Below are 22191 nucleotides of genomic sequence, written 5' to 3'. Positions count from 1 at the left end.
TGACGGGCCGGGCGGCGGATGCGGAATCCTGTGACCATGTCTCGCGATCACCTTCAGTCGGCTCCCAGCGGCAGCGCCGAGGCCGAGTACCTCGACCTGCTGGCCCGCGACGCCTCCGTGGAGGCCTACGAGCAGCCGGTGCTGCTCGCCCGTGCCGAGGGCCGGTCCGCCGACCGGATCGCCGCGCTGGAGCAGGCCAAGCTGCTCGCCCTGCGCGTCCGCGCGGAGCTGGAGGGCCGCAGGCGACGCGAGGCGGAGCTGTCCGCCCTGTTCGAGACCGCCCACGACCTGGCAGGGCTGAGGGATCTGGACGCCGTCCTGCAGGCCATCGTGCAGCGCGCCCGCTCCCTGCTCGGCACGGACGTCGCCTACCTCACCCTGAACGATCCCGCGCGCGGCGACACCTACATGCGGGTGACGGAGGGCTCCGTGTCCGCGCGCTTCCAGCAACTGCGCCTCGGTATGGGGGAGGGGCTGGGCGGGCTCGTCGCCCAGACCACGCGGCCGTACGTCACCGACGACTACTTCCAGGACGCCCGGTTCCAGCACACCCTCGCCATCGACACCGGGGTCCGCGACGAGGGCCTGGTCGCCATCCTCGGCGTGCCCCTGATGCTCGGCCCGCACGTCATCGGTGTGCTCTTCGCCGCCGACCGCAGGGCCCGCGTCTTCGAACGCGAGCAGATCGCCCTGCTCGGCTCCTTCGCCGCGCTCGCCGCGGCCGCCATCGACACCGCCAACCTGCTCACCGAGACCCGCGCCGCGCTGGCCGGGCTCGAACGGGCCAACGAGATCATCCGGGACCGCAGCGCCGTCATCGAACGCGCCTCCGAGGTCCACGACCGGCTCGCCGAACTCGTCCTGCGCGGCGGCGGGGTCCACGACGTGGCGGCGGCCGTCTCCGAGGTCCTCGACGGCACGGTCGAGTTCACCGAGGCCGACGCGGCACCGGCCGGGGCGCTGGAGGCGTCCCGCGCCGAGGGCCACGCCGTGCGGCACGGCGGCGACTGGATCGCCGCGGTCACCGCGGGCGGCGAACTCCTCGGCGCCCTCGTCCTGCGCGGGCACCCGGCCATGGACCCCGTCGACCAGCGCACGCTGGAACGCGCCGCCATGGTGACCTCGCTGCTCCTGCTCGCCCGCCGCTCCGCCGCCGAGGCGGAACAGCGCGTACGGGGCGAGCTGCTGGACGACCTCCTGGACGCCCGCGACCGGGACCCGCGGCTGCTGCGTGAACGCGCCGCCCGGCTCCGTGCCGATCTGGACGCCACACATGTCGTGCTCGCCGCACGCCTCGACGGCCCGGCGGCCGACGCGGACGAGGAGGCAGCGGCCCGCCGCCGGCTGTGGTCCGCCGCGTCCCACCTCGCCGCCACCCGGCACGGCCTGGCCGCCGCGCGGGACGGGGGCACCGTCCTGCTGCTGCCGCTCGGCGCCGGCGCCACCGCCACGGACGTGGCCCGCCGCACCGCCCGGCACCTGGGCACGGCCGTCCACCAGCCGGTCACGGTCGGTGCCTCGGCCCCCGTCACCGATCTTGCCGCGCACCCGGAGAAGGTCGCCGCGGCCTACGCCGAGGGCCGCCGCTGCCTGGACGCGCTGCATCTGTTGGGCCGTGCCGGTGACGGCGCCGCTGCCGAGGACTTCGGCTTCCTCGGCCTGCTCCTGGCGGGCGAACGGGACGTCACCGGCTTCGTCGACCGCACCATCGGCCCGGTCGCCGACTACGACGAGCGGCGCGGCACGGAACTGCTGCGCACCATGGACGCGTACTTCGCCTGCGGGATGAGCCCGGCCCGCACCAAGGACGCGCTCCACGTGCACGTGAACACGGTCGCCCAACGGCTGGAGCGGGTGGGCCGGCTGCTCGGCGAGGACTGGCAGACCCCCGCCCGCGCCCTCGAGATCCAACTGGCCCTGCGGCTGCACCGGTTGGCGGCACCGGACAGACGGTGACCCGGTTCGGACGGTTACCCGGCGAGGACGGTGGCCTTCTCCGGCGGTGAGCCGTCCAGGCAGCGATCCCCTTCCAGAGGCCGGCCCCCGTACGGACGTGCCGTACGGGGGCCGGGGCGGGGCGGGGTGCGCGCTGGAGCGGGCCCGCCGCTCAGACCGTCCGCGCCTCGGCGGCCGGGCTCGCGTCGGAGAGCTCGCCCTCCTCGCCGTCGACCCGGGCGAGGTCCCGGTGCCGCGTCTCCCGGGCCACGCCCACCGCCACCAGGGTCAGCACCGCGGCAGCGATCACGTACAGGGCGATCGGGGTGGAACTGCCGTAACCGTCGAGCAGCGCGGTCGCGATGAGCGGGGCGGGCGCACCGGCCGCCACCGAGGCGAACTGCGCACCGATGGAAGCCCCCGAGTACCGCATGCGGGTGGCGAACATCTCGGTGAAGAAGGCGGCCTGAGGCGCGTACATGGCGCCGTGCAGCACGAGCCCGACGGTCACGGCCAGTATCAGGTAGCCGAACGACCCGGTGTCCACGAGCGCGAAGAACGGGAACATCCACAGGCCGACACCGGCGGCGCCGAGCAGGTACACCGGCCGCCGCCCGACCCGGTCGGACAGCGCGCCCCAGGCCGGGATGACCGCGAAGTGCACGGCGGAGCCGATGAGGACGGCGTTGAGGGCGGTCTGCTTGGAGACACCGGCCGAGGTGGTGGCGTAGACGAGGATGAAGGCGGTGATCACGTAGTAGCTGATGTTCTCCGCCATGCGGGCGCCCATCGCCACGAGCACGTCACGCCAGTGGTGGCTCAGCACGGAGACGAGCGGGAGCTTCTCCGTCTCCCCGTCCCGGCGGGACTCGGCTCGCGCCAATGCCTCCTTGAACACGGGCGATTCGTCGACGGACAGCCGGATCCACAGACCGACGAGCACCAGCACCCCGGAGAGCAGGAACGGGATCCGCCAGCCCCAGGTGCCGAACGCGTCGTCGGACAGTACGGCGGTGAGCAGCGAGAGCACGCCGGTGGCGAGCAACTGCCCCGCGGGCGCCCCGGTCTGCGGCCACGAGGCCCAGAAGCCGCGCCGCCGCGCGTCCCCGTGCTCCGACACCAGCAGCACGGCGCCGCCCCATTCGCCACCGAGCGCGAACCCCTGCACGAGTCGCAGCGCGGTGAGCAGCACGGGAGCGGCCGTGCCGACGGTCGCGTGCGTGGGCAGCAGGCCGATGGCGAAGGTGGCCCCGCCCATCAGCAGCAGGCTGAGCACCAGAAGCTTTTTCCGTCCCAGCCGGTCACCGTAGTGCCCGAACACCAGCGCCCCCAGCGGGCGGGCCGCGAATCCGACGGCATACGTCAGGAACGACAGCAGCGTCCCGACCAGCGGGTCGGAGTTCGGGAAGAACAGCTTGTTGAACACGAGGGCGGCCGCGGAGCCGTAGAGGAAGAAGTCGTACCACTCGATGGTGGTGCCGATGAGGCTGGCGGCGACGATGCGGGGGAGGTTGGGCGGAGCTGGTGGAGCGCTTGCGGGCGACGACATCGGCACCACTTCCTGGCGTTACGAACGGGGACGTTTGCGTGTCGCCACACCGTAGGAATCTGCAGGTCAGAGGCGTATGTGGTGGGACACCATAGTTTTTGGTGTGGGAGTGCGCGTGTCCACCATGTCGGCGAGTCAAGGGCCGCCGTGAGTGCTTCGGCAGGGTCGCCAGGGGGCGTATCCGAATTTCGCTATCACGGTTCGGCCGGTTCAGCCGGTCCTGGAGCCGGGACGAGGAGTGGATCATCGTCTCCGGCGGCCCGACGGGCAGCGTGCGCGCCCGTATCGTCAAGCCCGCCGACGCGGCTGGTGGAGACGCGTCGTGCGCGCTGCCTCTCGCCGTCCGCGCCAGTTGGCGACGGAGCCGTATGCGTCGGGCGAGCCGGTTCCGATCCGTGAGGACAGGCCGTCGTACGGCTGCTGGTCCGACCGGTCAGCCGGGGTCGTCGAACAGGGCCAGCAGTGCTTGCTCGTCTGTCTCCGGCGCAGGCTGCTCCGGCCGCGGAATCTGCTCGGCCCACACCGTTTTGCCCTGCGGCATGTAGCGGGCACCCCAGCTCTTGGTGAACTGCGCCACGAGGAACAGGCCGCGCCCGCCCTCCTCGGTCGTGGCCGCGCGGCGGATGCGCGGAGAGGTGTTGCTGCGGTCGGAGACCTCGCAGATCAGTGAGTCGTCGCGCAGCAACCTCAGGCCCACCGGCCCCCGGCCGCCGTACCGCACAGCGTTGGTGACCAGCTCGCTGACCACGAGCCCGGTGTTGAAGTCCAGCTCCGACATGCCCCAGGCGGCGAGCTGGGCCCGCGTCAGCGCCCTGGCCCGGGCCACGGCCGCGGGGTCGGACGGAAGTTCCCAGGACGCCATCCGGTCCTCGGGCAGCGCGTGCACACGGGCCAGCAGAAGAGCCACGTCGTCGTGCGGGCCGCCGGGGAGAAGGGTGTCCGTGACCTGGTCGCAGACCTCCTCCAGCTCCGGACCGGCAAGGTTCAGGGACGCCAGCAGCTGCGCGGTGCGCGCGTCGGTGTCCTCGTAGCCGCGGCTCCTTTTCAGAAGGCCGTCGGTGTACATCGCCAGCAGGCTGCCCGCCGGCAGATCGACGGTGGCGGACTGGTACGGCTGAATCCCGCCGAGGCCGAGAGGTGGACCGGTCGGAAGGTCGATCAGTTCGCTCTCTCCGTCCGGCGTCAGCAGAGCGGGCAGCGGATGACCGGCCGTCGCGGCGGTGCATCGGCTGGACACCGGGTCGTAGATCGCGTACAGGCAGGTCGTCCCCGTCGCCGGGTCCTGATCGTCGGCCGATTCGTCGGGTGCGCGGCTGACGAGGTCGTCCAGGTGGGCCAGTACCTCCTCGGGCAGCAGGTCCAGTCCGGCCAGCGTCCGTACCGCCGTACGCAGCCGGCCCATGGTCGCTGCCGCCTGCAGCCCGATTCCGGGCACGTCACCGACGACCAGCGCCACACGCATACCGGACAGCGGGATCGCGTCGAACCAGTCCCCGCCCACGCCTGACCTCGCGTCCGCGGGCAGATAGCGGGAGGCGAGGCCGACGGTGCTCAGCCGCGGCAGCGTATGCGGCAGCAGGCTGCGTTGCAGCATGAGGGAGGCGTGCTGCTCCCGGCGGAAGCGGCGGGCGTTGTCCATGCCGATCGCGGCACGGGCCGCCAGCTCGCCCGCCAGCGTCAGGTCGTCCTGCTCGTACCGCCTCGTCCTGCCGCGGCGGTAGAACCCCGCCAGGCCGATGACGGAGCCCCGCGCGGACAGCGGAGCGCCCAGGTAGGAGTGCGTGCCCTCGCCGAGAAAACCGACCGGGTGCACCTGGCCGGTCGGGTGCCCGGCCAGGGCGGCGGTCACCACCGAGTCCGTGACCGGCCGTCCGGTCTCCAGGCACCGGGCCTGGGGTGAACCGGCGGGGTAGCCGGTCGGCTCGTTCACGCCGCCCACCGGGAGGTCGCGGGAGTCCTCGCCGGCCCAGGCGGCCACCCGGCGCAGTGGTACGTCGGGGCGCAGCGGTCCGGGCGGAGGCTCCTCACCGGCCAGGACGCTTTCGGCCAGGTCGACGACGACCAGGTCGGCGAAGCGCGGCACGGTGATCTCCGCCAGTTGCTCGGCGGTACGCCACAGGTCCAGGGCGGTGCCGAGTCGCACGCCTGCCTCGTTCAGCAGGGCCAGCCGTCCGCGTGCCTCGGCGGCGACCCGGCCGACTCCCGGGTCGCCCACGAGCAGCAGCCACGCGTCGGTCGCTGCGGCGGCGTGCGCTTTCGCCGGCGCGCCGGGAACGTCCGCTCCCGCCTCCTCGGCGGGGCGGTTCAGGAGTGGCACACGACGACCGTCGGAGGCGGTCGCGGTAGCAGTCGGACCCGCTGCACCGGTGCCGCCGGTGTCCTCGAAACTGACCTCGACCGCCGCCCCCTCCGCGTCGCCGTGGTGCAGCTCCCGGCGGCGCAGGACGGCCACGCGACTGCCCGCAAGCGGCACCTCGGCGAATGCCTCACCGGTCGAGGAGATCAGTTCGACGGCACGCTCCAGCAGAATCGACCGCTCCTGCGTGGCCAGCCGGGGCGGCGGTCCGCCGCGCCGGGTCAGCTCCCCCGATTCGACATCCAGCTCGGCATGCCCGCCGCTCTCCATGGCCCGGCGGAAGGCGTTCGTGAGCTCCAGCTCGCGGACCGTGCTCAACTCCAGCAGGCGTTCCCCGATACGTTCGGTGGCGTCCTGCAGGACAAGTGCCATGCCGGGGTCGGCCAGCGCCCGGGGCACGGAGAGGTTGACCGCGCCCCGCACAGTGCCGCCCACCGGGTCGCACACCGGCGCGGCCATGCAGGTGAGCTCCTTGAGGTCGTGCAAGAAGTGTTCGTGGCCCACGACCACGAAGGGCGCCCTGGTGCTCAGCACCATGCTGACGCTGCTGGTTCCCATGAATCGCTCGTCGACATTGGCGCCCGGTACCAGGGAGGCGGCGTCCATCAGCTTCAGCCCCGCCGGGTCGCCCCACCGGTCCAGGATGTTCGCCCGTGAGTCTGCCAGTGTCATGGTCACCGGCACGCCCGAAAACCGTTCGTACAGGCGGGCCAGCACCGGCGCGGCCGCCCTGATCAGCCGGGAGTCGGGATCCAGGTCGGTCTTGATCGGCAGGGCCGCCCGCTCGCGGTCGATGCCGAGCGACTGCGAGCGCTGCCAGGAAGCAAGGATCTCCGGGCGTACTCCGCCGACCAGCGGCGACCGGTCGCCGCGATCGCCGGCCGAAGGAGTTGGGTACGACTCCATCACTCCAGAGTAATCGGGCAAACAGGACACTCGCTTTGGTGTGGCTGGTACAGCTACAAGTGCTTCGGCCCGTCCACCCTGCCGGGCTCGCTGTGGCCGGCGTACAGGACCCCGAGCACGACGACCACCAACGCGGCGACGGGCGCGATCAGACCGAGCCACGGGCGCAGCGACGGGTGCAGCACCGCGGGCGCCGGCCGGCCGGTCACACCCCCACCGCGTCCGGACGACCCGGCGCGTACGACCGTCCACGGACATCGATCCGGCCCTTGCCCTATGCCGTCCGAGCTGTCATCTCCACTGGCCCGGCCGGGGGAACCACGCGCCCTGGGGGCGTCTCGAGTGGCCGGGAGATATCGGTGGTGCCCAGACTCGATGGCAGACCTGTGCTCGTCGCCCCCGGCGGGGCACCGCCGGCGCACGAATCGCCCTGCCTCAGGAGGCACCCTCGCATGACGTTCAATCCACTCGAGCAGCGGGGCATCCCGCTGGACCGCCAGCTGCGCAATTGGCGTGAGCTGAACGTGCAGCCGATCGACCCCGACCGCTGCGACCCCTATACCCGGTGCCGCATCATCACGATGAACGGCATCGAGGTCGAGGCGATCCTCTTCAGCCACCAGCTCGCCCGTAACACTCTCGACCCGGAAGTGAAGCGGCAGCTGGCGCGGACCCGGTACATCGAGGCACAGCAGCAGAAGGTCGTGAACTGGCTGCTGCCGGGCGTCTCGTCGGTGCTGGAGACCACGATCGCCTACGAGCAGGTCGCGGTGGACCTGACGGCGTGGGTGGCGCGCATGGAGCCGGACCCGTACCTCAAGCAGGCGTACCAGTTCGGCGTGCTGGAGGACTTCGACCATCTGTACCGGTACGCCAACCTGTACGAGATGATCGAGCACCGCAAGGCGGAGTCGATCGTCGACAACCTCACCGAGGTGATGCCGGGCCGTCCCACCAGGTTCCACCATCGCGATCCGGTCGACAACGTCCGCGACCCGTACGACAAGAACACGACGGACCCGCTGTCGAAGCTGCACGCGCTGACGATCATGTCGGCGGAGCAGCAGACGATGAACTTCTACATGAACACCGGCCCCACCTACATGGAGCCGATCGCCCGTCAGCTCTACCAGGAGATCGGGCTCATCGAGGAGGAGCACGTCACCCACTACGAGTCCCTCGTCGACCCGGGCGAGACGTGGTGGGAGCAACTGGTCAACCACGAGTACAACGAGTGCTACCTGTACTACTCCTTCATGGAGCAGGAGAGCGACCCCAAGGTCAAGGCGATCTGGGAGCTGCACCTGAACATGGAGCTGGAGCACCTGCACGCCGCCTGCGACCTGATGCGCCGTATCGACGGACGGGAGCCGCAGGAGGTTCTGGCGCCGGAGCTGCCCAACGTGCTCACCTTCGAGCCGAACAAGCAGTACCTCCGCGAGCTGCTGGACACACAAATGGACCTGACCACTCTCGGTGCGGGCTATGTGCGGGAGGCCCACGAGCGGTTCGAGAAGATGCAGGAGCAGATCCACGGGGGCGAGGAACCCCCGAGCGACCGGGTCATGGCCGAGCACGACGCGATGTTCGGCCGCGAGTACCGCGTCCAGACGGAGGGTGAGCACCCCGACCCCGCACAGCGCGAGAAGTGAGGCGGCCTCGCATGTCCGAACTGCACACTCCCCAGGCCGGCGACGACCAGGCACCCGACACCGATGTCGTCGCCCTGCTCATGCGTCAGCACGGCGACATCCGCAACCTTTTCGACGAGGTCGAGCGGAGCGAGGGCGAGGAGCGCCGTGACGCGTTCCGTCGCCTTGTCCGCCTGCTGGCCGTGCACGAGACCGCCGAGGAAGAGGTGGTGCATCCGTTCGTGCGACGCGCGGTGTCCGGCGGTGCGCAGGTCGTCGAGGACCGCCTCGCCGAGGAGAAGGCGGCCAAGGAGACGCTGTCCGTCCTGGACGAGATGGACACCGACGACCCGACGTTCATGCCGCAGCTGATGAAACTGCGCACGGACGTACAGGAACACGCCCGGGCGGAGGAACGCTACGAGTTCTCCCACATCCGCCGCAGCACCGACGTCACCAACCTCGCCGCCATGGCCAAGGCCGTCAAGGCCGCCGAAGCCATGGCTCCCACCCGGCCCCACCCTGGTGTCGAGTCGGGCGCGGCGAACGTGGCCCTCGGTCCGGTAGCCGCCCTCATGGACCGGACCAAGGACGCCGTCCGCAAGGCCATGGGCCCGCCCTGACAACCGCTACGCCCGGAGGTTCCGCCTGTGGGCACACCGGCTTCACGTGGGTGCTCCACAGGCGGACGTTCTTCGGTGGATCACGCGGACACGCGGGCATCGAGCTGACGCGTTCACCGGGCCCCGAGAGCAACGTCCCGCATGCCGGCTTCTCCCGCACGCCGGGCGGGCGCACCGACAGCGATGGCTCCTGCGGGGCCGGCCCTGTGCCATTACCCGTGGTCCGTGGCGCGGATGCTGCCGCCGCCGGAGCCGCGGCAGCATCCTGGTGGGCGACGGGGGTCGTCAGGCTCCTGGCTGCTCGGTGGATGTGGCCCCGCCGTCGGAGTCGGTGTCCTCCCCGTCCCCGGTGTCGTCGGCCGCGGTCTGCGGCTGTCGGCCTTCCTCTTCCTCGGGATGGACGTCCTTCTCGCCGGTGACCTGCTCCAGCGGGTGGGCCAACTCGTTTTCCTGTGGGTCGCTCATGTCGGTTCCTTCCAGAACGGCGGGCTTCCGGGTTCCCACGGGGACGATCCACTTATCCCGTTTTCACTCTTTTATCCGTTTCGTTCTCAGGCGCTGACGTGGGTGATGCCCGCCGCTCCATCCCACCTCTGTCCGTACCGACGTCGTCCTTCCGTTTGCCGTAGGGGCCGGCGGGGACCCGGCGCGCATGAGCACAACGCCCCGTCGCCGTCGGTTGCGGCAGAACCGGATCTCGAGATTGCCGGACGCGTTGGAGCGTGTTCCGGACCTGTGGCCCGGCCGTCCCCGGGAGGCGGGCGTGCTGGTGGGCGTGGGCCTGGCGGCGGCCGTGCCTGCCGCGCCGGCGGGCGCCGTCGACCAGGCGGAGCTGCACCGGCGGCAGATGCGTGTCGGGCTCGTGCACGCCCTCACCGACACGGCGGCCGTCGGTCTGTGTGCGACGTCGCTCGCCTGCCGTGCCAAGGGGCGGGCGGGAGCAGGCCGCATCTACGGCTTCCTGGGGCTGCCCGCGGTCGGGCTCGGCGGCCACCTGGCCTACCGCCAGGCGTCCGGTGCCAAGCATGCGGAAGAGGTCCCGCACATCGTCCGCGACATCGGGCACCGGGTCGGCGCGGTGACGGAGTTCCCCGCCGGAGAGTGCGTGCGTCGCGTCGACGATGTGCCAGCCCTTGTGCGTCACGGCCGGGACGGCGACCAGGAAAAGAGCGCGAAAGGAAGGGTCCGGGCCGATGGGTACAGCACTTGACAGCCGCCTGGCGCGACGGGCGAACGGGCTGCTGCGGCGCATGCACCGGAACTACTCCGCCGGGCACGATCGGCCGCTGGGCGGCTATCTCGCGGCCATGGCGGGGTTCGGAGCGTATTCGGCGCTCTGGGCCACGGCCGTGCGGCTCAGCGGGCGTCCGCTGCCGGAGCGCCCCGAGCCGTGGGACGTGATGCTGACATCCGTGGCCACCTTCCGACTCAGCCGACTGCTGAGCAAGGCGTCGGTGACCAGCCCGCTGCGCGCCCCCTTCACTCAGTACGTCGGCCCGCAGGGCCCCGCCGAGCTGCATGAGGAAGCACAGCCCGAGCCGGGCAAGGAAACCGTGGGCGAGTTGATGACCTGCCCGTTCTGCATGAGCGTGTGGGTGGCCTCGACGCTGACCGGCGGCCAGTTGCTGTGGCCGCGCGCGACGCGCACCGTCATGGGCGCGCTCAGCGCGCTGGCCGGAGCAGACGCGCTGCAACTGATGCACAGCGCGATGGTGGACAGGACCACACGTGACTGATCCGCGCCTTCGCCGGTCGGCCGAGCCCTGACGGTCCGTGCCGTGGGCGCGGCGAATCGGGAGTGGCTGCCCGTCGAAAGGACAGGTGATGAGCAGTGGTCAAGAGCGCCGAGAGCGCGTGGAAGCGGGATTCCTCTGGCCGGTCTGGGGACAGCCATGTCGAAAAGCATCAAGGATCAGACGCTCGAGCAGTTGGGTGGTCAGGGGAGCGTGCTGGCGCGGCAGCGCCGCGACCACGCGGAGATCGACCGCCTCATGGAGTGTTACCGGAGCGGCGCCGGCCGTGATCGGGAACGCGCGTTGAAAGACGTGGTTCAGCTGGTCTTCAGCCACGCCTTCGCGGAGGAGACCGTGCTGTGGCCGGCCGTGCGCCGCTCGGTCCCCGACGGGGAGGAGCTGACCGCCCGCGTCGAGGAGGAGCACCAGCAGATCAACGATCTCGTAGCCGACATCGAACGGCTCTCTCCCGGCGATCCGGAACGCGAGGACAAGGTGCAGCGGGCGTTCACGCTCATCCGGCAGGACATCAGGGACGAGGAGGATCTTCTGCTCCCGCGATTGCAGGACGCGATGGAGGCCGGGCACCTGCGGCGCCTGGGAGCCGCATGGGAGACGGTGCGCCGGACCGCGCCCACGCACCCCCACCCGGTGGTTCCCCGGCGTCCCCCGGGCAACGCGATGCTGGGCGTGCCGCTGAGTCTTTACGACCGGATACGGGACGCGATCGGTCCCGCGGGCTCCGAGCGGGGCGGTGGCGGGCGCTCCGGCACGTGACGCCGACGCCATCTGTTCGTCGGAGACGGTCGTCCGCAGGGGTCCGCCAGGCGGGCCGACCCGTCGACCGCCGACGGTTCACCAGTTGCCCTGTGGGGCCCCGCGGCGGCTGCCGGCGGCGGTGCAGGAGCCGGTCGGGGCCGGTAGCTCGGCCGTGGCAGGGGAGTGGGGGTGTCCGGCGCCCGGAGCAGGTCGTGGGCAGCGGCGTGACCAGCCACGGAGCCGCTACGCCGCCCGGTCGCCGCAGCTCTGCATTGCGGCCGACTGGCGGGCGGTGATGACGCTGCCGTCGGGTGCGGCGGCGTGACAGCCACGGAGCCGCTACGCTGCCCGGTCGCCGGCTCGCAATCCACTGCGGCCACTGCCGGGTACGGGTGTGACGCTGCCGTCGGGTGCGGCGGCGTGACAGCCACGGAGCCGCTACGCCGCCCGGTCGCCGGCTCGCAATCCACTGCGGCCACTGCCGGGTACGGGTGTGACGCTGCCGTCGGGTGCGGCGGCGTGACCAGCCACGGAGCCGCTACGCCGCCCGGCCGCGGCTCACACCCACTGCGGGCGACTGCCGGGTACGGGTGATGACGCCGCCGTCGGGTACTCGCCCGGACATGATCAGGCGCGCGTTGTGGCAGGGGCCGGTCGCCGGTATTGCCGGTGGCGTCGTGATGACTCTCGGGGAGAAGATCGAGCAGGCCCTCACCGGTCGGCCCGATTCCCACGTGCCCGCCCGCGTGCTGCAGCGCCTGACCGGCCTGCCGGAACGCCCCGGCACACAGCCGCTGCCGGTGAACTGGGCCATGCACTACGGTCAGGCCGCCGTGCTCGGCGTGCTGCGCTCGGTCATGGCCCAGGCCGGACTGCGCGGACCGCTCGCCTCCGCCAAGTTCACCGTGGTCCGCATCACCAACGACCAGATCCTCGAGAACGCCACCGGTGTGGGCGCTCCGCCTGCCACCTGGCCCCGTAGGGAACTCGTACTGGACCTCCTGCACAAGGCCGTCTACGCATTCGTCACCGGAGCCGTCGCCGACCTGCTCGCAGCCGCCGACGGTCCCGGCCCGGGACAACGCCACGCCGTCCTCCGCCCCGGCCGCCACGCCGACGTGGGCCCCCTTCCACGCGGGAGCGCGCACGCCGGATGAAGGCGGGCACCACGTGAACGGCCAGATATCAGGTCACGGAAACGCGGCCCGCTCCTCGTCGACGCGACCCGGTGTGACAGCCCTGGATCATGGATGCGACAAGGTGATGAACATCCCGGGCGGACGGGCGACCAGCAGGTGAAGGAGATGAGGAGATGGCAGGGCCGGAGCACACGGAGACTCACGGGGAACAGCCCCTGGCGGCGACGGGTGAGCTGACCGGGGCGCTCGAAGCGATCGGGACGGGCGCCTACGTGGTGGACGAGCAGGGCCGCATTGTCGGGGTCAACGCCCGCGCCGGAGAATTGCTGGCCCGGCCCACGCAGGACTTTCTCGGCCGCGACGCGCACGACCTGCTGCACCGAGACGCCCACGGTCAGCCCGTGCCCAGGACTCGGTGCACCATGCGACAGGCGTTTCACGCCGGGCGCACCGCGCAGGCGGAGGACGGCTATTTCCTGGGCGGGGACGGCTCCGTGTTGCCCATCTCCTGGCTGATCACCCCCTACGAAGCCGGCGACGGTGAACTCGGCACGCTCGTCCTCTTCCACACCCGGTGCGCGCAGGCAGCCGATCCGCAACCCAAGCCGACGGCCCCCCAGCTGTCGGAGCTCGAACGGCTCGCCCTGCTGGCGGAGACCACCACGCGGCTGACCTCCACCCTTGATGTCGACGAGGCACTGCGCCGGCTGGTGGCCCTGGTGGTGCCCCGGCTGGCGGACTGGGTCGTCATCGATCTGATCTCCGAGCGCGACGAGGTGTGGCGTACCGTCGTCGTCCAAGCGGACGGTGACAACCTGGTGCACCACGAGGAACTGCAGGGGCCGATGCCACCGGTCCCGGAGGAGTCTCCGATGCCGCTGTCGAGGGCCCTGCGCGGGGTCGCCTCCACCTTGGCCGGACCGCAGACCTATCAGGGGTCACCGGATTCCGGCATCGCGGTCGAACAGCGCCGTCTGTTCGACGCCACGGGCATCCACTCCGCGGCGATCGCCCCGATCCGCAGCACTCGCGAGGTCCTGGGGGCCCTCACCCTGGGACGCGCCAAGCAACCGGGCGACTTCGCCATCGCCGACCTTCCGCTGCTGGAGGACATCGCCCGCCGTGCCGGCCTCGCCCTGGACAATGCCCGTCTCTACCAGCGCCAGCGCAAGGTCGCCGAGACCATGCAGAACCACCTGCTGCCCCAGATGCCGCGCGTGCCAGGGCTGCAGATGACGGTGCGCTACCTGCCCGCCCCTGATGCCTCGCAGGTCGGCGGCGACTGGTACGACGCCTTCAGCCTGCCCGACGGAGCGACGGCCCTGGCCGTCGGGGATGTCGTCGGTCATGATCTGGAGGCCGCGGCCGGCATGGCCCAGGTCCGCAACATGCTGCGCGCCTACGCATGGTCCCAGCAGGAATCCCCCAGCCGGATCGTCGAACGGCTGGATGAGGCGGTCCTGCACATCACCGACGTCGCGATGGCGACCATGATCTTCGCTCGGGTGGAGGAAGCCGACGACGGCCACTGGAAACTGTCCTGGACCAACGCCGGCCACCCACCGCCCCTGCTGATCACCCACGACGGCCTGGCCGACTACCTGACGGACGGCCACAACATCCTGCTGGGCGCCGGGGTACGCTCATCCCGCGCTGACGCCACCGTCCTGCTGCCGCCCGGCTCGACCCTGGTCCTGTACACGGACGGCTTGATCGAGGAAACGGGCCGCACTCTCGACGAGGGCTTGCACCGGCTGCGCCGGCACGCCGCCGCCCTCGCCCACCGGCCCCTGGCGTCCTTCACCGACCAGCTCCTGCGCCGGGTCCGTCCCGTCGCCAACGACGACGACGTCGCCCTCCTCGCCTTGCGGACGCCCACCCGGCCCCGGACCGGAGGGACGGCTCCCGAACGCGGTCGGTGACCGGGCGCGCAGCTCGAAGATGCCGCTTCCCGAGGCCATGAGCTTGCTGAGGGGGCCGCGCCGAGCCGGTCGCGTCGTGACTCAGCAGGCCGCCTCCCGCGTTCCTCCCGGCAGCGCAATGGCAGATTGGACTGGCACGTCCCCGACTGGCTGAACTGGCCACTGTCGACAGGCGGCTACTCCTGTCCGGGGACCGCCATCTCCCCGAGGAGCGACCAGTCGTCCTGCGCAACGGTCGCGTTCACGATGCGTGGCGTCTCGGCCAGATGGGGCGGCAGCGTCTGCTGCGCGGCCTCGAAGTGCGCGGACTGCACATGCGCGGCCCCGGCCTCGTCGTCGCGGAAGGCCTCGACCAGGACGTACTCCGTAGGGTCCGCAACGCTGCGCGACCAGTCGAACCAGAGGCAGCCCGGCTCGGCGCGGGTGGCCCGGGTGAAGTCGGCAGCGATCTCGGGCCAGCGGTCGGCGTGCTCGGGACGGACTCGGAACTTGGCGGTGATGAAGATCATGGGTTTCCCTCCATGGGCAGGCGGGGCTTTGCCCGGCTTCCGGCCGCGCAAGCAGGACTCATGGCGACAGGATCGTACGGCCTGGGCTTGCCGTCGCCGGCTCGTCGACCGCACGGCGGCGGACGCGTCGCGGCATTCCGCCGCACGGCCGCGGCCCCCCACGCGTCGCGGTGCGGCGGGCCGGGGGCGCGGGCAGGAGGGAGTTCCGCGGTGAGGAGGTACTCGTACACCTGCCGCGCGCCAAAGTCCTGCCGTACGTAGCGGCGTCGCTCCTCCGGCTCGGTGCAGTCCCTCCGGCGCGCATGCTTCCCTCCCGCCGTCCCCGGGCGGGGTTGCGCTCGCCTACGTGGGATTCACCACTAGCAGTTATGTTGACAGGAGTTGGACGCAGTGGTCGCACAGGTGGCGCAGCGCACCCGCGCCTCGGTGGAGCGCGAGGCCGTCGGCCGCGCCGTCCGCACCGCCCACGGAAAGACCTACGGCCTCCTCAAGGCCACCGTCACCATCGGTGACAACCCGGGATTCCACGGCCAGGGCATCTTCGCCCGGCCCGCCGTGTACGACGCCGTCGTCCGCTACTCCAACGGCCTGGGTCACCAGCGCCCCGACCACCAGCTGGGCGCGGCGTGCGGGATGGGCATCAAAGTGTTCGGGGTGCCCGGCCCCTCACTGCTGGACGACGAACCGGACAGCGGCACGTTCGACCTCAACCTGATCAACAACGAGGTCTTCTTCGCGAACACCGCCTACGACTACATGGTCATCGAGGACCTGTTCGCGGAGCTGCCCGAGGCACTGGTGAACCCCGCCCGCCGCAAGACCTGGTTGGCGGATTTCCTGACTCGCCGGGGAACGCTCACCGATCCGGACAGCTGGTTGTGGGACGAACTGTTCGCCATGCTGTCGTTCACCACCGTGCCGCGCAGGAACCTGCTGTCGTACACCTACAACAGCATGGGTGCCTTCCGGCACGGCGACCACATCGCCAAGATCCGTACCGTTCCGACGGCCGAGTCCCTGGCCGTGCTCACGCACCGGATCGTGGACGTGCGCGCGGACAACGAGGCGTTCCGCCACACCCTCGTGGCCGAGGCCGCGGAACGGGACCACTCCTTCGACCTCCAGGTGCAGCTCAACACCGATCTGGCCCGCATGCCGGTCGACAACACCTCGGTGAAGTGGCCCGAGGAACTGTCCGGCTGGGTGACCGTCGCCCGGGTGGACCTCCCGCGCCAGGACATCGGCGGGGACGACAACCTGACGGCCGCCGACGCCACCTCGATCACACCGTGGCGCGCCCGCGAGGAGCACCGGCCCATCGGTGAGATCCAGCGGGTGCGACAGGAGGTGTACCGGCGTTCGTCCGTCGAACGGCACCGCATCGACGGACAACAGCGGCGCGAACCGGCCGGCAGCGCGCAACTGCTCGGCTGAGGCCATAGCGGGGAAAGGGGGTCACCGACCTTCGCGAGCTGTTCCGTGCGGCCTACAACCGTTCGCCGACGGACCGCCGACCGCGGCGCACGCCGGAAGGGCCCGGGAGGACCTCCCCCCGGGCCCCGCGTGTGTGCGGGTGTCTCAGGGCTCAGACCTTGTCCGCGGCGAACGCGGCCGCCGCGTCGGCGTCCGCCGCGTATCCGAGGTGCGCCGGTGTGTTGACCCCGCCGGGTTCGCAGACGGGGTCGCCCTTGGCGCAGAAGTCGATGGTGCGGCTCTGGTACGTGCCGGTGACGCTCCTGCCGAGGGCCCGGATCGGGTTGCCGAACAGCAGCACCGCGCTGACCCTCGGCTCGACCGAGGCGGGCAGGGTGGCCACGATGGGGCTGCCGACCACCGCGCCGGCACTGCTGACGCCGATCGAGTTGTCGACGACGTTCGCGCCCTGCGAATAGCCGACGAGAACGAACTTCTGATCCGGGCACGCGGCAGCCTGGTTCCTGACGTGGTTCACCAGATCCGCGTTGCCCCGCGCGGCCGAGGTCAGGGAGAGGTCCGCGGGATAGTTCACCGCGTAGCCGGACAAGGTCTTGCCCGTCAGCTTCTTCTGCAGCGCCGCATACACCGGGTCGCCGACGATCAGGCCGAGCGTGCCCGGCTCGAAGGTACCGCGAGCCGAGACGACCTGGATGTCCGTGCAGGCGGCGGCCGATGCCGTGGATGACGAGAGGGCGGCAAGTCCGGTCCCGCCGACCAGCGAGAGCACGGCGAGGCACCAACGGATACGCATGGGGATCCTCCGCGTGTGGGGCGCATGAGGCGCCCGTGAAAAGGACGGCCCGAACGTATTCCGCGTGCTCGGCGGGGCGTTATGGACGGGATGATGAAAGTGCCACGGGTTTTTGTCGCCGCTCGAGTATCGGAATCAGTCCTGCTGTGGTTCCCGTGCCTCGGCCCGTAACGCGAGAATCAGGTCGAGGCGGGTGCCCGGGTCGTGCAGGGCGTCGCCGAACAGCTTCTCCAGCTGGCGCAGGCGGTAGCGGACCGTCTGCGGGTGGATGTGCAGGCGGACGGCGACGTCCGGCACGTTGCTGCCGCTGAGCAGCCAGGCCAGCAGCGTCTCGGTGAGCCGGGCGCGCTGCCCCGCCGTGACCGCGTCGAGCGGGGCGAGGACACGGGCCTGGAGCTGGGCGAGCAACGGCTCGTCGGCGTGCAGCAGCAGGGTCGACAGGTGGTCGGCACACCGCACCACGCCCTCGCGTGGCAGGATCCCACGGCCCATCAGCGCCAGCGCGCGGGTGGCCCAGCGCAGCGACGGGGCGGCCTCGGTGACCGCGACCGTCGGTCCGATCGCGGCGGGCCGGCCACGCAGCGCGAGCGTGAACGTCCGGCCCGCGAACCGGCCGGAGGCGTCCGGGTCGGGCACCAGCATGCGCGGCGGCCGGGACTCCATGTCCACCAGCGCTCCCGCCGCGGCCGGGGGCCGGTCCTCCTCTCGCCGGTCCGGGGCGGCCGCCAGCGCGACGACCGCCACCTGCCGCGGCACCGGCCACCGTGCGCGGTGAGCCAGGTCCTGCACGGCCTCGCGGGACACCGGTCCCTCCTCCAGGAGCAGGTCGAGCAGGCGCCTGCGGCGCCGTTCCAGCTCCTGCGTGCCGTGCGACTGAGCCTCCGCGTAGCCGGCCGCGGCCGCCTCCGCGACCTCGTGCACGGTCCGGAACGCGAGCTCTCCCAGCGCGGCCACGACCGCCGAGTCCAGCCCGAGTTCCTCCGCCGTACGGCCCATCAGCCGCCAGGCGTGCAGCCCGCCGACGCGCACTGCGGACTGCAGCGCGCCCAGACCGCGGCCTCGCGACGCCGCATCGCGCCCCAGTTCGTGGTACGTCGCGGCGATCGCCTCCCCGTTGCCGCGCGGATCGGCGATGTGGTCGACGAACAAGGTCAGGGCCTGCACCACTCCGGCCCGCAGGGTTCTGCCGTCGGGGCCGTCCGCGGGCCGCGCGTACTCGGGGACCTGGCGGCGGACCTCCTCCTGAACCTCGTCGGCGACGGCCTCGAGCTGGGCGCGCAGCAGCTCGGCCAGATCCGACGGCACCGGCGCGGCACCGGCGCCGTCCGGCACGCGGTGCGAGGGGGGAACAGCCTTCACGGGCACTCCTTTCACCAGGAAGCGGCTCACCCGCGCACTGTTGTCAGCGGGACCGGTGGGATGTCCTGTGTGGGACGAACGGCCTCTGCGCTGCGTTCCGTTGTCCCGACGGCACCGCCAGGTCGCGTCACGTGCTGGTCGTGATCAGCCGGCCTTCCACTGCGGCCACTGCTTCAGCGCCGTGTCGACGCGGTCCGTCAGGGTGGGGAGGACGTCGCTCGCCTGTTCGTAGGCGTCGAAGAGCTGCTCCACCATCTTCGTGTTCCGCCGTACGTCGTCGCTCTTGGAGTCGAGCACGGACGTGCACTCGCGGGCCGCGTCGCGGCTCTTGGCCAGCAGGGCGGACCATGCGCGGCCCAGTTCGGGGTCGGGTACGCCCAGATGGCGCCGAGCGGTGCTCGTGTCACGGGCGAGACCGGTGCAGACGGGACGCAGGGCGTCACCGTCGATGGCACCGGTCTCGGCGTCCATCGACTCCTTGAACCACGTGCCGAGATCGGTGTAGCGAGAGGCCAGGGCAACGATGTCGGCCTGGCCGCTCGCCTTGAACCAGGCCAGCAGCTGGAAGCTGCGCACCCTTTCGTTCGTGTCGGCGGCCGGGGGACGGTCGGGAGCCGCCAGGGCCGTGCCGTCGCCCGTCATCGAAGGGACGGCGAAGACGGACGACGCGACGGCCAGGACCGCGACGGCGCCGACGGCGATCCGGAGCGGCCAGGAGCGCCGTACGGCCTCGGTGGGCGCCGAAGGCCGTTCGGCGCGGGGGAGCCGGGCCAGGGGGGCGGCGACCAGGGCGGCGCCGAACATCGCCGGTGCGGCCGTCTGCACCAGGAGTTCCGTCAACGACCACGAGGCGTCGGGCAGCCAGTGACAGGTGTTGCCCATGACCCGCAGCGGGCCCAGGCAGCCGTCGGCGGACTGGAGCACGAACTGCCCTGCCAGCGCCACGATGTGGGCGATGCCCGCGGCGGTGAGGGCGCGGGGTAACCGGTGGGCGCGGGTGGTCACGGCGACGACGGCAGCCGTCACGGCCACGCCGGCCCACAGGGCGACGGTCCGCCACCACATGTAGACGACTCCGAAGGCGATGCCCCGCACCCCTAACGGAGGGCGCCAGGAGTGGACGTACGCCATCACCGCCGCCACGGCGGCGACGCCGAACACACCCCCGGCCAGCCCGGCTAGGACCGTGGACCGCAGCCCCGTCGCTCGTGGCCGCCTGAGCAGCAGCGCTGCCGGATACACCCACAGCACCACGGCGGCCGCCGCGATCAAGGGGGTCGAGCCCGCGACGCTCGCGCTGACGAGCGCCGTGGCGATCCAGGGCAGCACCGTCGCGTACTGCGCGTACCGGTCCCAGGGGCCGGGGAAGATCTCGCGGACGTGCTGCTCCAGACCGCCCGCCCGGTACAGGTTCCCGGCCGACCACAGCTGGCCCTCGCCCATCCACCAGCCGAGGCCGGCCGCCGCCACCACGCATCCCGCGGCGACCGCGACGAGCACCGCCGCGCGCAGCGCACGTGGCGTGCCCCGGGTGTCCCGCAGGTGCAGCCGGGTGCACTGGGTCAGCCAGCAGACGTAGGCCACGGCGCCGAGGAACGGGAAGAGCAGGGGCTCCAGGTGCGCGGGCCACCAGTCCGGGCCGATGCTCGCCCCGGAGAGCAACTCCCCGCAGACCAGGCCGAGTCCGAGCGACAAGCCCGCCCGCACACCCGAGGGGCCGGGGGTGCCCCGGTGCGCGGCATACAGGGCCGCGCGCCACACCGAGACCGTCAGGAGGGCCGCCGCCAGGCCTCCGACGAGCCAGGCGGCCGGACGCTCGTCCCACAGGTCGCTCAGCGCGTTCCCGGTGACCAGGGTGACCGCGCCGAGCAGGAACAACGGCAGGTCCGTCAGCGCGAACAGGCCCGCCGGATCCCCGAGTACGCGGCACCGTTCCTCCCAGGAGGGATGACTGCGCCACAACGCCGAGATGCTCCGCGCCGGGCGGCCCCGTGCCACGGCCCCGTCGGCCCGCGACCGCCAGACGCCGGGATCGGCACCCAGGGCCACGGCCCCCCGGTCGGCGTACAGCTCGCGGTGGCGCAGGGTGTCGGCGCGGGCCAGGACGACCAGCAGGAACAGGAACGCGGCGGTCGCGATCTCCCTGACCATGTACGGCCGGGCGGCGGGCCAGAAGACGGCGTCGGCGCCCATGAACCAGCCGAAGTGCGCCGCGACGAGGCTCCCGCCGACCATGAGGGTGAACGGGACGGCGGCCAGCGCGAGGAAGGCCCGCCAGAGCGCCGTCACGGCGTAGGCGATGTCCACGTCCCGGTGGCGCAGGTGGGACAGCTCGTGCAGGACCACGGCCCGGAAGCGGGCCGGGTCCGAGCGGCGGACGTGCAGCAGACCGTTGTTGAGGCAGAGGGTGCGCCTGCCCGCCCGGCCGAAGACCACCGCGCCGGCGTCGAGGGCGGTCAGGTCGACGACGAGGTCGGGCAGGGTGCGCACGCCCGCGATCCCGGCCAGCCGGGCGACCTCGGCCCGGATCTCGCCCTGCGGGTCCCGGCCGGGCAGCGGCACCAGACCGCGCCGCCAGCGCTTCCAGCGCGGCAGCAGGAGGTACACGGCCGCGGCCGCCAGCAGGACGACGGCGCTGCCGGCCGGGCCGTACCACTCCGGCGTCACGGGGGCGCCCTCGGCACACTCCCTGATCGCCGCTGCCTGGGCGTTGCTCCGCGCCACGTTGTCGATGAGGTTGCCCCCCGGGTCGTAGCCCGCCGCGAACTCGCAGAGGAACTCGACGTTCCGGGCGGGGTACGGCCGCAGGATGCCGCTCAGCATCTCGAGCGTGGCCACCGCCATCGCGACGACCAGGACGAGGAAGCGCAAAGTGGTCCCGGCGGGCAGCGTGCCCGGGTCGGGGGCGGGCGGCACCGGGGCCTGGCGGGGCACCGCCGCCTCCGTGCTCCCGCTCACCGGACCGCTCCGTCCGCTGGACGACCACCACCATCGCCCGACTCACCGGAGTCACCGGACCCACCCGACTGGGCGTTCTGTGAGTCCTCCGTGCCCGCCAAGGCCAGCCGTGCGACGACGCTGTCCGCGAGGGCGTCGGCGGCGGCGTCGGAGAGGCCGTGCCGGATCGCCTCCTCACGCACGCGCCGCCGTACGGACGCCAGTTGCTCCCGGTCGAGGTCGGGCACCTCGGGCGGGGCGGCTGGGCGGCAGGCGGACGGGCGCAGGCGTCCGAGGGCGGTCGTGACCCGGTTCATCAGCCGGCCGGTCCCGTCCGCGACGGCGGCGCGGCACGCCTCGTCGACCACCAGCAGTACCAAGGGCGTGACCAGGGTCGCGATGTCGTCGAGGCCGAAGCCCAGCGGGTCGGCCCGCCTGCCGGAGGACGCCTGCCGCAGCCGCCGTACCACCAGGCCGTAGTCCAGACCCGCCAGATCCTCGACCAACTGCCGTTCCTGCGGGGCGTGTTGACCGACGACGCCCCGCACCACATCCAGCACGGTCGCACGCATGCGTCCGCTCCCTCCCGGCCCATCCGCCCCGCAC

Annotated in this window: 18 protein-coding genes; 9 read left to right on the top strand and 9 right to left on the bottom strand. The window is 72.0% G+C overall.

Annotated elements, in window-relative coordinates; translation table 11 throughout:
• The first annotated feature begins 36 nt into the window (after window positions 1–36).
• A complete protein-coding gene (locus ACGFRF_RS02125) occupies window positions 37–1956 on the top strand; it encodes a helix-turn-helix domain-containing protein (RefSeq protein WP_393736264.1) in 1920 nt (639 codons plus the stop codon).
• Between the two features lie 151 nt (window positions 1957–2107).
• Here the strand turns inward: ACGFRF_RS02125 and ACGFRF_RS02120 are convergent, their stop codons facing one another.
• From ACGFRF_RS02120 to ACGFRF_RS02110, 3 genes are all read right to left on the bottom strand, one after another.
• On the bottom strand, window positions 2108–3484 hold the full coding sequence (locus tag ACGFRF_RS02120) for an MFS transporter (RefSeq protein WP_393736262.1): 1377 nt from the start codon (window positions 3482–3484) through the stop codon (window positions 2108–2110).
• Between the two features lie 433 nt (window positions 3485–3917).
• Window positions 3918–6746: a SpoIIE family protein phosphatase gene (locus ACGFRF_RS02115; protein ID WP_393736261.1), complete on the bottom strand. Its 2829-nt coding sequence runs from the start codon at window positions 6744–6746 to the stop codon at window positions 3918–3920.
• A gap of 53 nt (window positions 6747–6799) precedes the next feature.
• Window positions 6800–6955, bottom strand: coding sequence for a hypothetical protein (locus tag ACGFRF_RS02110; protein ID WP_393736259.1), 156 nt, complete (start codon window positions 6953–6955; stop codon window positions 6800–6802).
• Window positions 6956–7198: 243 nt separating this feature from the next.
• Here ACGFRF_RS02110 and ACGFRF_RS02105 point away from each other — a divergent pair, with 243 nt between their 5' ends.
• Window positions 7199–8398 (top strand): hypothetical protein, encoded by a 1200-nt coding sequence (locus tag ACGFRF_RS02105; RefSeq protein ID WP_393736257.1) that lies wholly within the window; start codon window positions 7199–7201, stop codon window positions 8396–8398.
• 11 nt (window positions 8399–8409) lie between these two features.
• Entirely contained in the window at window positions 8410–9000 is a 591-nt protein-coding gene (locus ACGFRF_RS02100) for a hemerythrin domain-containing protein (protein WP_393736255.1), read from the top strand.
• Between the two features lie 285 nt (window positions 9001–9285).
• Here ACGFRF_RS02100 and ACGFRF_RS02095 read toward each other — a convergent pair whose 3' ends face one another.
• Window positions 9286–9465 (bottom strand): hypothetical protein, encoded by a 180-nt coding sequence (locus tag ACGFRF_RS02095; protein WP_393736254.1) that lies wholly within the window; start codon window positions 9463–9465, stop codon window positions 9286–9288.
• 250 nt (window positions 9466–9715) lie between these two features.
• Here ACGFRF_RS02095 and ACGFRF_RS02090 point away from each other — a divergent pair, with 250 nt between their 5' ends.
• The 5 genes from ACGFRF_RS02090 (at window position 9716) to ACGFRF_RS02070 (ending at window position 14553) form a co-directional block, all read left to right on the top strand.
• Window positions 9716–10210, top strand: coding sequence for a hypothetical protein (locus ACGFRF_RS02090; protein ID WP_393736252.1), 495 nt, complete (start codon window positions 9716–9718; stop codon window positions 10208–10210).
• The gene (locus ACGFRF_RS02085) at window positions 10194–10736 is read left to right on the top strand and encodes a DUF1360 domain-containing protein (protein WP_393736250.1); all 543 of its coding nucleotides are present in this window, start codon (window positions 10194–10196) and stop codon (window positions 10734–10736) included. Before ACGFRF_RS02090 ends, ACGFRF_RS02085 begins: the two co-directional genes overlap by 17 nt.
• A gap of 156 nt (window positions 10737–10892) precedes the next feature.
• On the top strand, window positions 10893–11510 hold the full coding sequence (locus ACGFRF_RS02080) for a hemerythrin domain-containing protein (protein WP_393736248.1): 618 nt from the start codon (window positions 10893–10895) through the stop codon (window positions 11508–11510).
• A gap of 605 nt (window positions 11511–12115) precedes the next feature.
• The gene (locus ACGFRF_RS02075; RefSeq protein ID WP_393736247.1) at window positions 12116–12649 is read left to right on the top strand and encodes a hypothetical protein; all 534 of its coding nucleotides are present in this window, start codon (window positions 12116–12118) and stop codon (window positions 12647–12649) included.
• A gap of 155 nt (window positions 12650–12804) precedes the next feature.
• Entirely contained in the window at window positions 12805–14553 is a 1749-nt protein-coding gene (locus ACGFRF_RS02070; RefSeq protein WP_393736246.1) for a SpoIIE family protein phosphatase, read from the top strand.
• Window positions 14554–14729: 176 nt separating this feature from the next.
• Here ACGFRF_RS02070 and ACGFRF_RS02065 read toward each other — a convergent pair whose 3' ends face one another.
• The gene (locus ACGFRF_RS02065) at window positions 14730–15062 is read right to left on the bottom strand and encodes a putative quinol monooxygenase (protein ID WP_393736244.1); all 333 of its coding nucleotides are present in this window, start codon (window positions 15060–15062) and stop codon (window positions 14730–14732) included.
• A 390-nt stretch (window positions 15063–15452) separates the two neighbouring features.
• Between ACGFRF_RS02065 and ACGFRF_RS02060 the strand changes: the two genes are divergently transcribed.
• Entirely contained in the window at window positions 15453–16496 is a 1044-nt protein-coding gene (locus tag ACGFRF_RS02060; RefSeq protein ID WP_393737093.1) for a catalase family protein, read from the top strand.
• Between the two features lie 151 nt (window positions 16497–16647).
• Here the strand turns inward: ACGFRF_RS02060 and ACGFRF_RS02055 are convergent, their stop codons facing one another.
• The 4 genes from ACGFRF_RS02055 to ACGFRF_RS02040 all read right to left on the bottom strand — a co-directional run bounded on the left by ACGFRF_RS02055 (window position 16648) and on the right by ACGFRF_RS02040 (window position 22157).
• Complete coding sequence (locus ACGFRF_RS02055) at window positions 16648–17289, bottom strand: cutinase family protein (RefSeq protein WP_393736242.1); 642 nt, start codon at window positions 17287–17289, stop codon at window positions 16648–16650.
• Window positions 17290–17424: 135 nt separating this feature from the next.
• Complete coding sequence (locus ACGFRF_RS02050) at window positions 17425–18654, bottom strand: helix-turn-helix domain-containing protein (protein WP_393737092.1); 1230 nt, start codon at window positions 18652–18654, stop codon at window positions 17425–17427.
• Between the two features lie 138 nt (window positions 18655–18792).
• Complete coding sequence (locus tag ACGFRF_RS02045; protein ID WP_393736240.1) at window positions 18793–21606, bottom strand: M48 family metallopeptidase; 2814 nt, start codon at window positions 21604–21606, stop codon at window positions 18793–18795.
• On the bottom strand, window positions 21603–22157 hold the full coding sequence (locus ACGFRF_RS02040) for a hypothetical protein (protein ID WP_393736238.1): 555 nt from the start codon (window positions 22155–22157) through the stop codon (window positions 21603–21605). The genes ACGFRF_RS02045 and ACGFRF_RS02040 overlap by 4 nt, the downstream gene beginning before the upstream one ends.
• Window positions 22158–22191 lie beyond the last annotated feature (34 nt).

Source organism: Streptomyces sp. NPDC048521 (assembly GCF_043199855.1).
In the GTDB taxonomy this organism is placed as follows: domain Bacteria; phylum Actinomycetota; class Actinomycetes; order Streptomycetales; family Streptomycetaceae; genus Streptomyces.
The sequence above is the reverse complement of the archived record's forward strand: the minus strand, read 5'-3'. Positions and strand labels throughout refer to the sequence as shown.

What these genes read in the sequence shown, in the direction of transcription:
- ACGFRF_RS02120 (WP_393736262.1), bottom strand. Translation starts at nt 3,484, where the DNA reads ATGTCGTCGCCCGCAAGCGCTCCACCAGCTCCGCCCAACCTCCCCCGC.
- ACGFRF_RS02055 (WP_393736242.1), bottom strand. Translation starts at nt 17,289, where the DNA reads ATGCGTATCCGTTGGTGCCTCGCCGTGCTCTCGCTGGTCGGCGGGACC.
- ACGFRF_RS02040 (WP_393736238.1), bottom strand. Translation starts at nt 22,157, where the DNA reads ATGCGTGCGACCGTGCTGGATGTGGTGCGGGGCGTCGTCGGTCAACAC.
- ACGFRF_RS02085 (WP_393736250.1), top strand. Translation starts at nt 10,194, where the DNA reads ATGGGTACAGCACTTGACAGCCGCCTGGCGCGACGGGCGAACGGGCTG.
- ACGFRF_RS02095 (WP_393736254.1), bottom strand. Translation starts at nt 9,465, where the DNA reads ATGAGCGACCCACAGGAAAACGAGTTGGCCCACCCGCTGGAGCAGGTC.
- ACGFRF_RS02070 (WP_393736246.1), top strand. Translation starts at nt 12,805, where the DNA reads ATGGCAGGGCCGGAGCACACGGAGACTCACGGGGAACAGCCCCTGGCG.
- ACGFRF_RS02065 (WP_393736244.1), bottom strand. Translation starts at nt 15,062, where the DNA reads ATGATCTTCATCACCGCCAAGTTCCGAGTCCGTCCCGAGCACGCCGAC.
- ACGFRF_RS02125 (WP_393736264.1), top strand. Translation starts at nt 37, where the DNA reads ATGTCTCGCGATCACCTTCAGTCGGCTCCCAGCGGCAGCGCCGAGGCC.
- ACGFRF_RS02105 (WP_393736257.1), top strand. Translation starts at nt 7,199, where the DNA reads ATGACGTTCAATCCACTCGAGCAGCGGGGCATCCCGCTGGACCGCCAG.
- ACGFRF_RS02115 (WP_393736261.1), bottom strand. Translation starts at nt 6,746, where the DNA reads ATGGAGTCGTACCCAACTCCTTCGGCCGGCGATCGCGGCGACCGGTCG.
- ACGFRF_RS02100 (WP_393736255.1), top strand. Translation starts at nt 8,410, where the DNA reads ATGTCCGAACTGCACACTCCCCAGGCCGGCGACGACCAGGCACCCGAC.
- ACGFRF_RS02080 (WP_393736248.1), top strand. Translation starts at nt 10,893, where the DNA reads ATGTCGAAAAGCATCAAGGATCAGACGCTCGAGCAGTTGGGTGGTCAG.
- ACGFRF_RS02075 (WP_393736247.1), top strand. Translation starts at nt 12,116, where the DNA reads ATGATCAGGCGCGCGTTGTGGCAGGGGCCGGTCGCCGGTATTGCCGGT.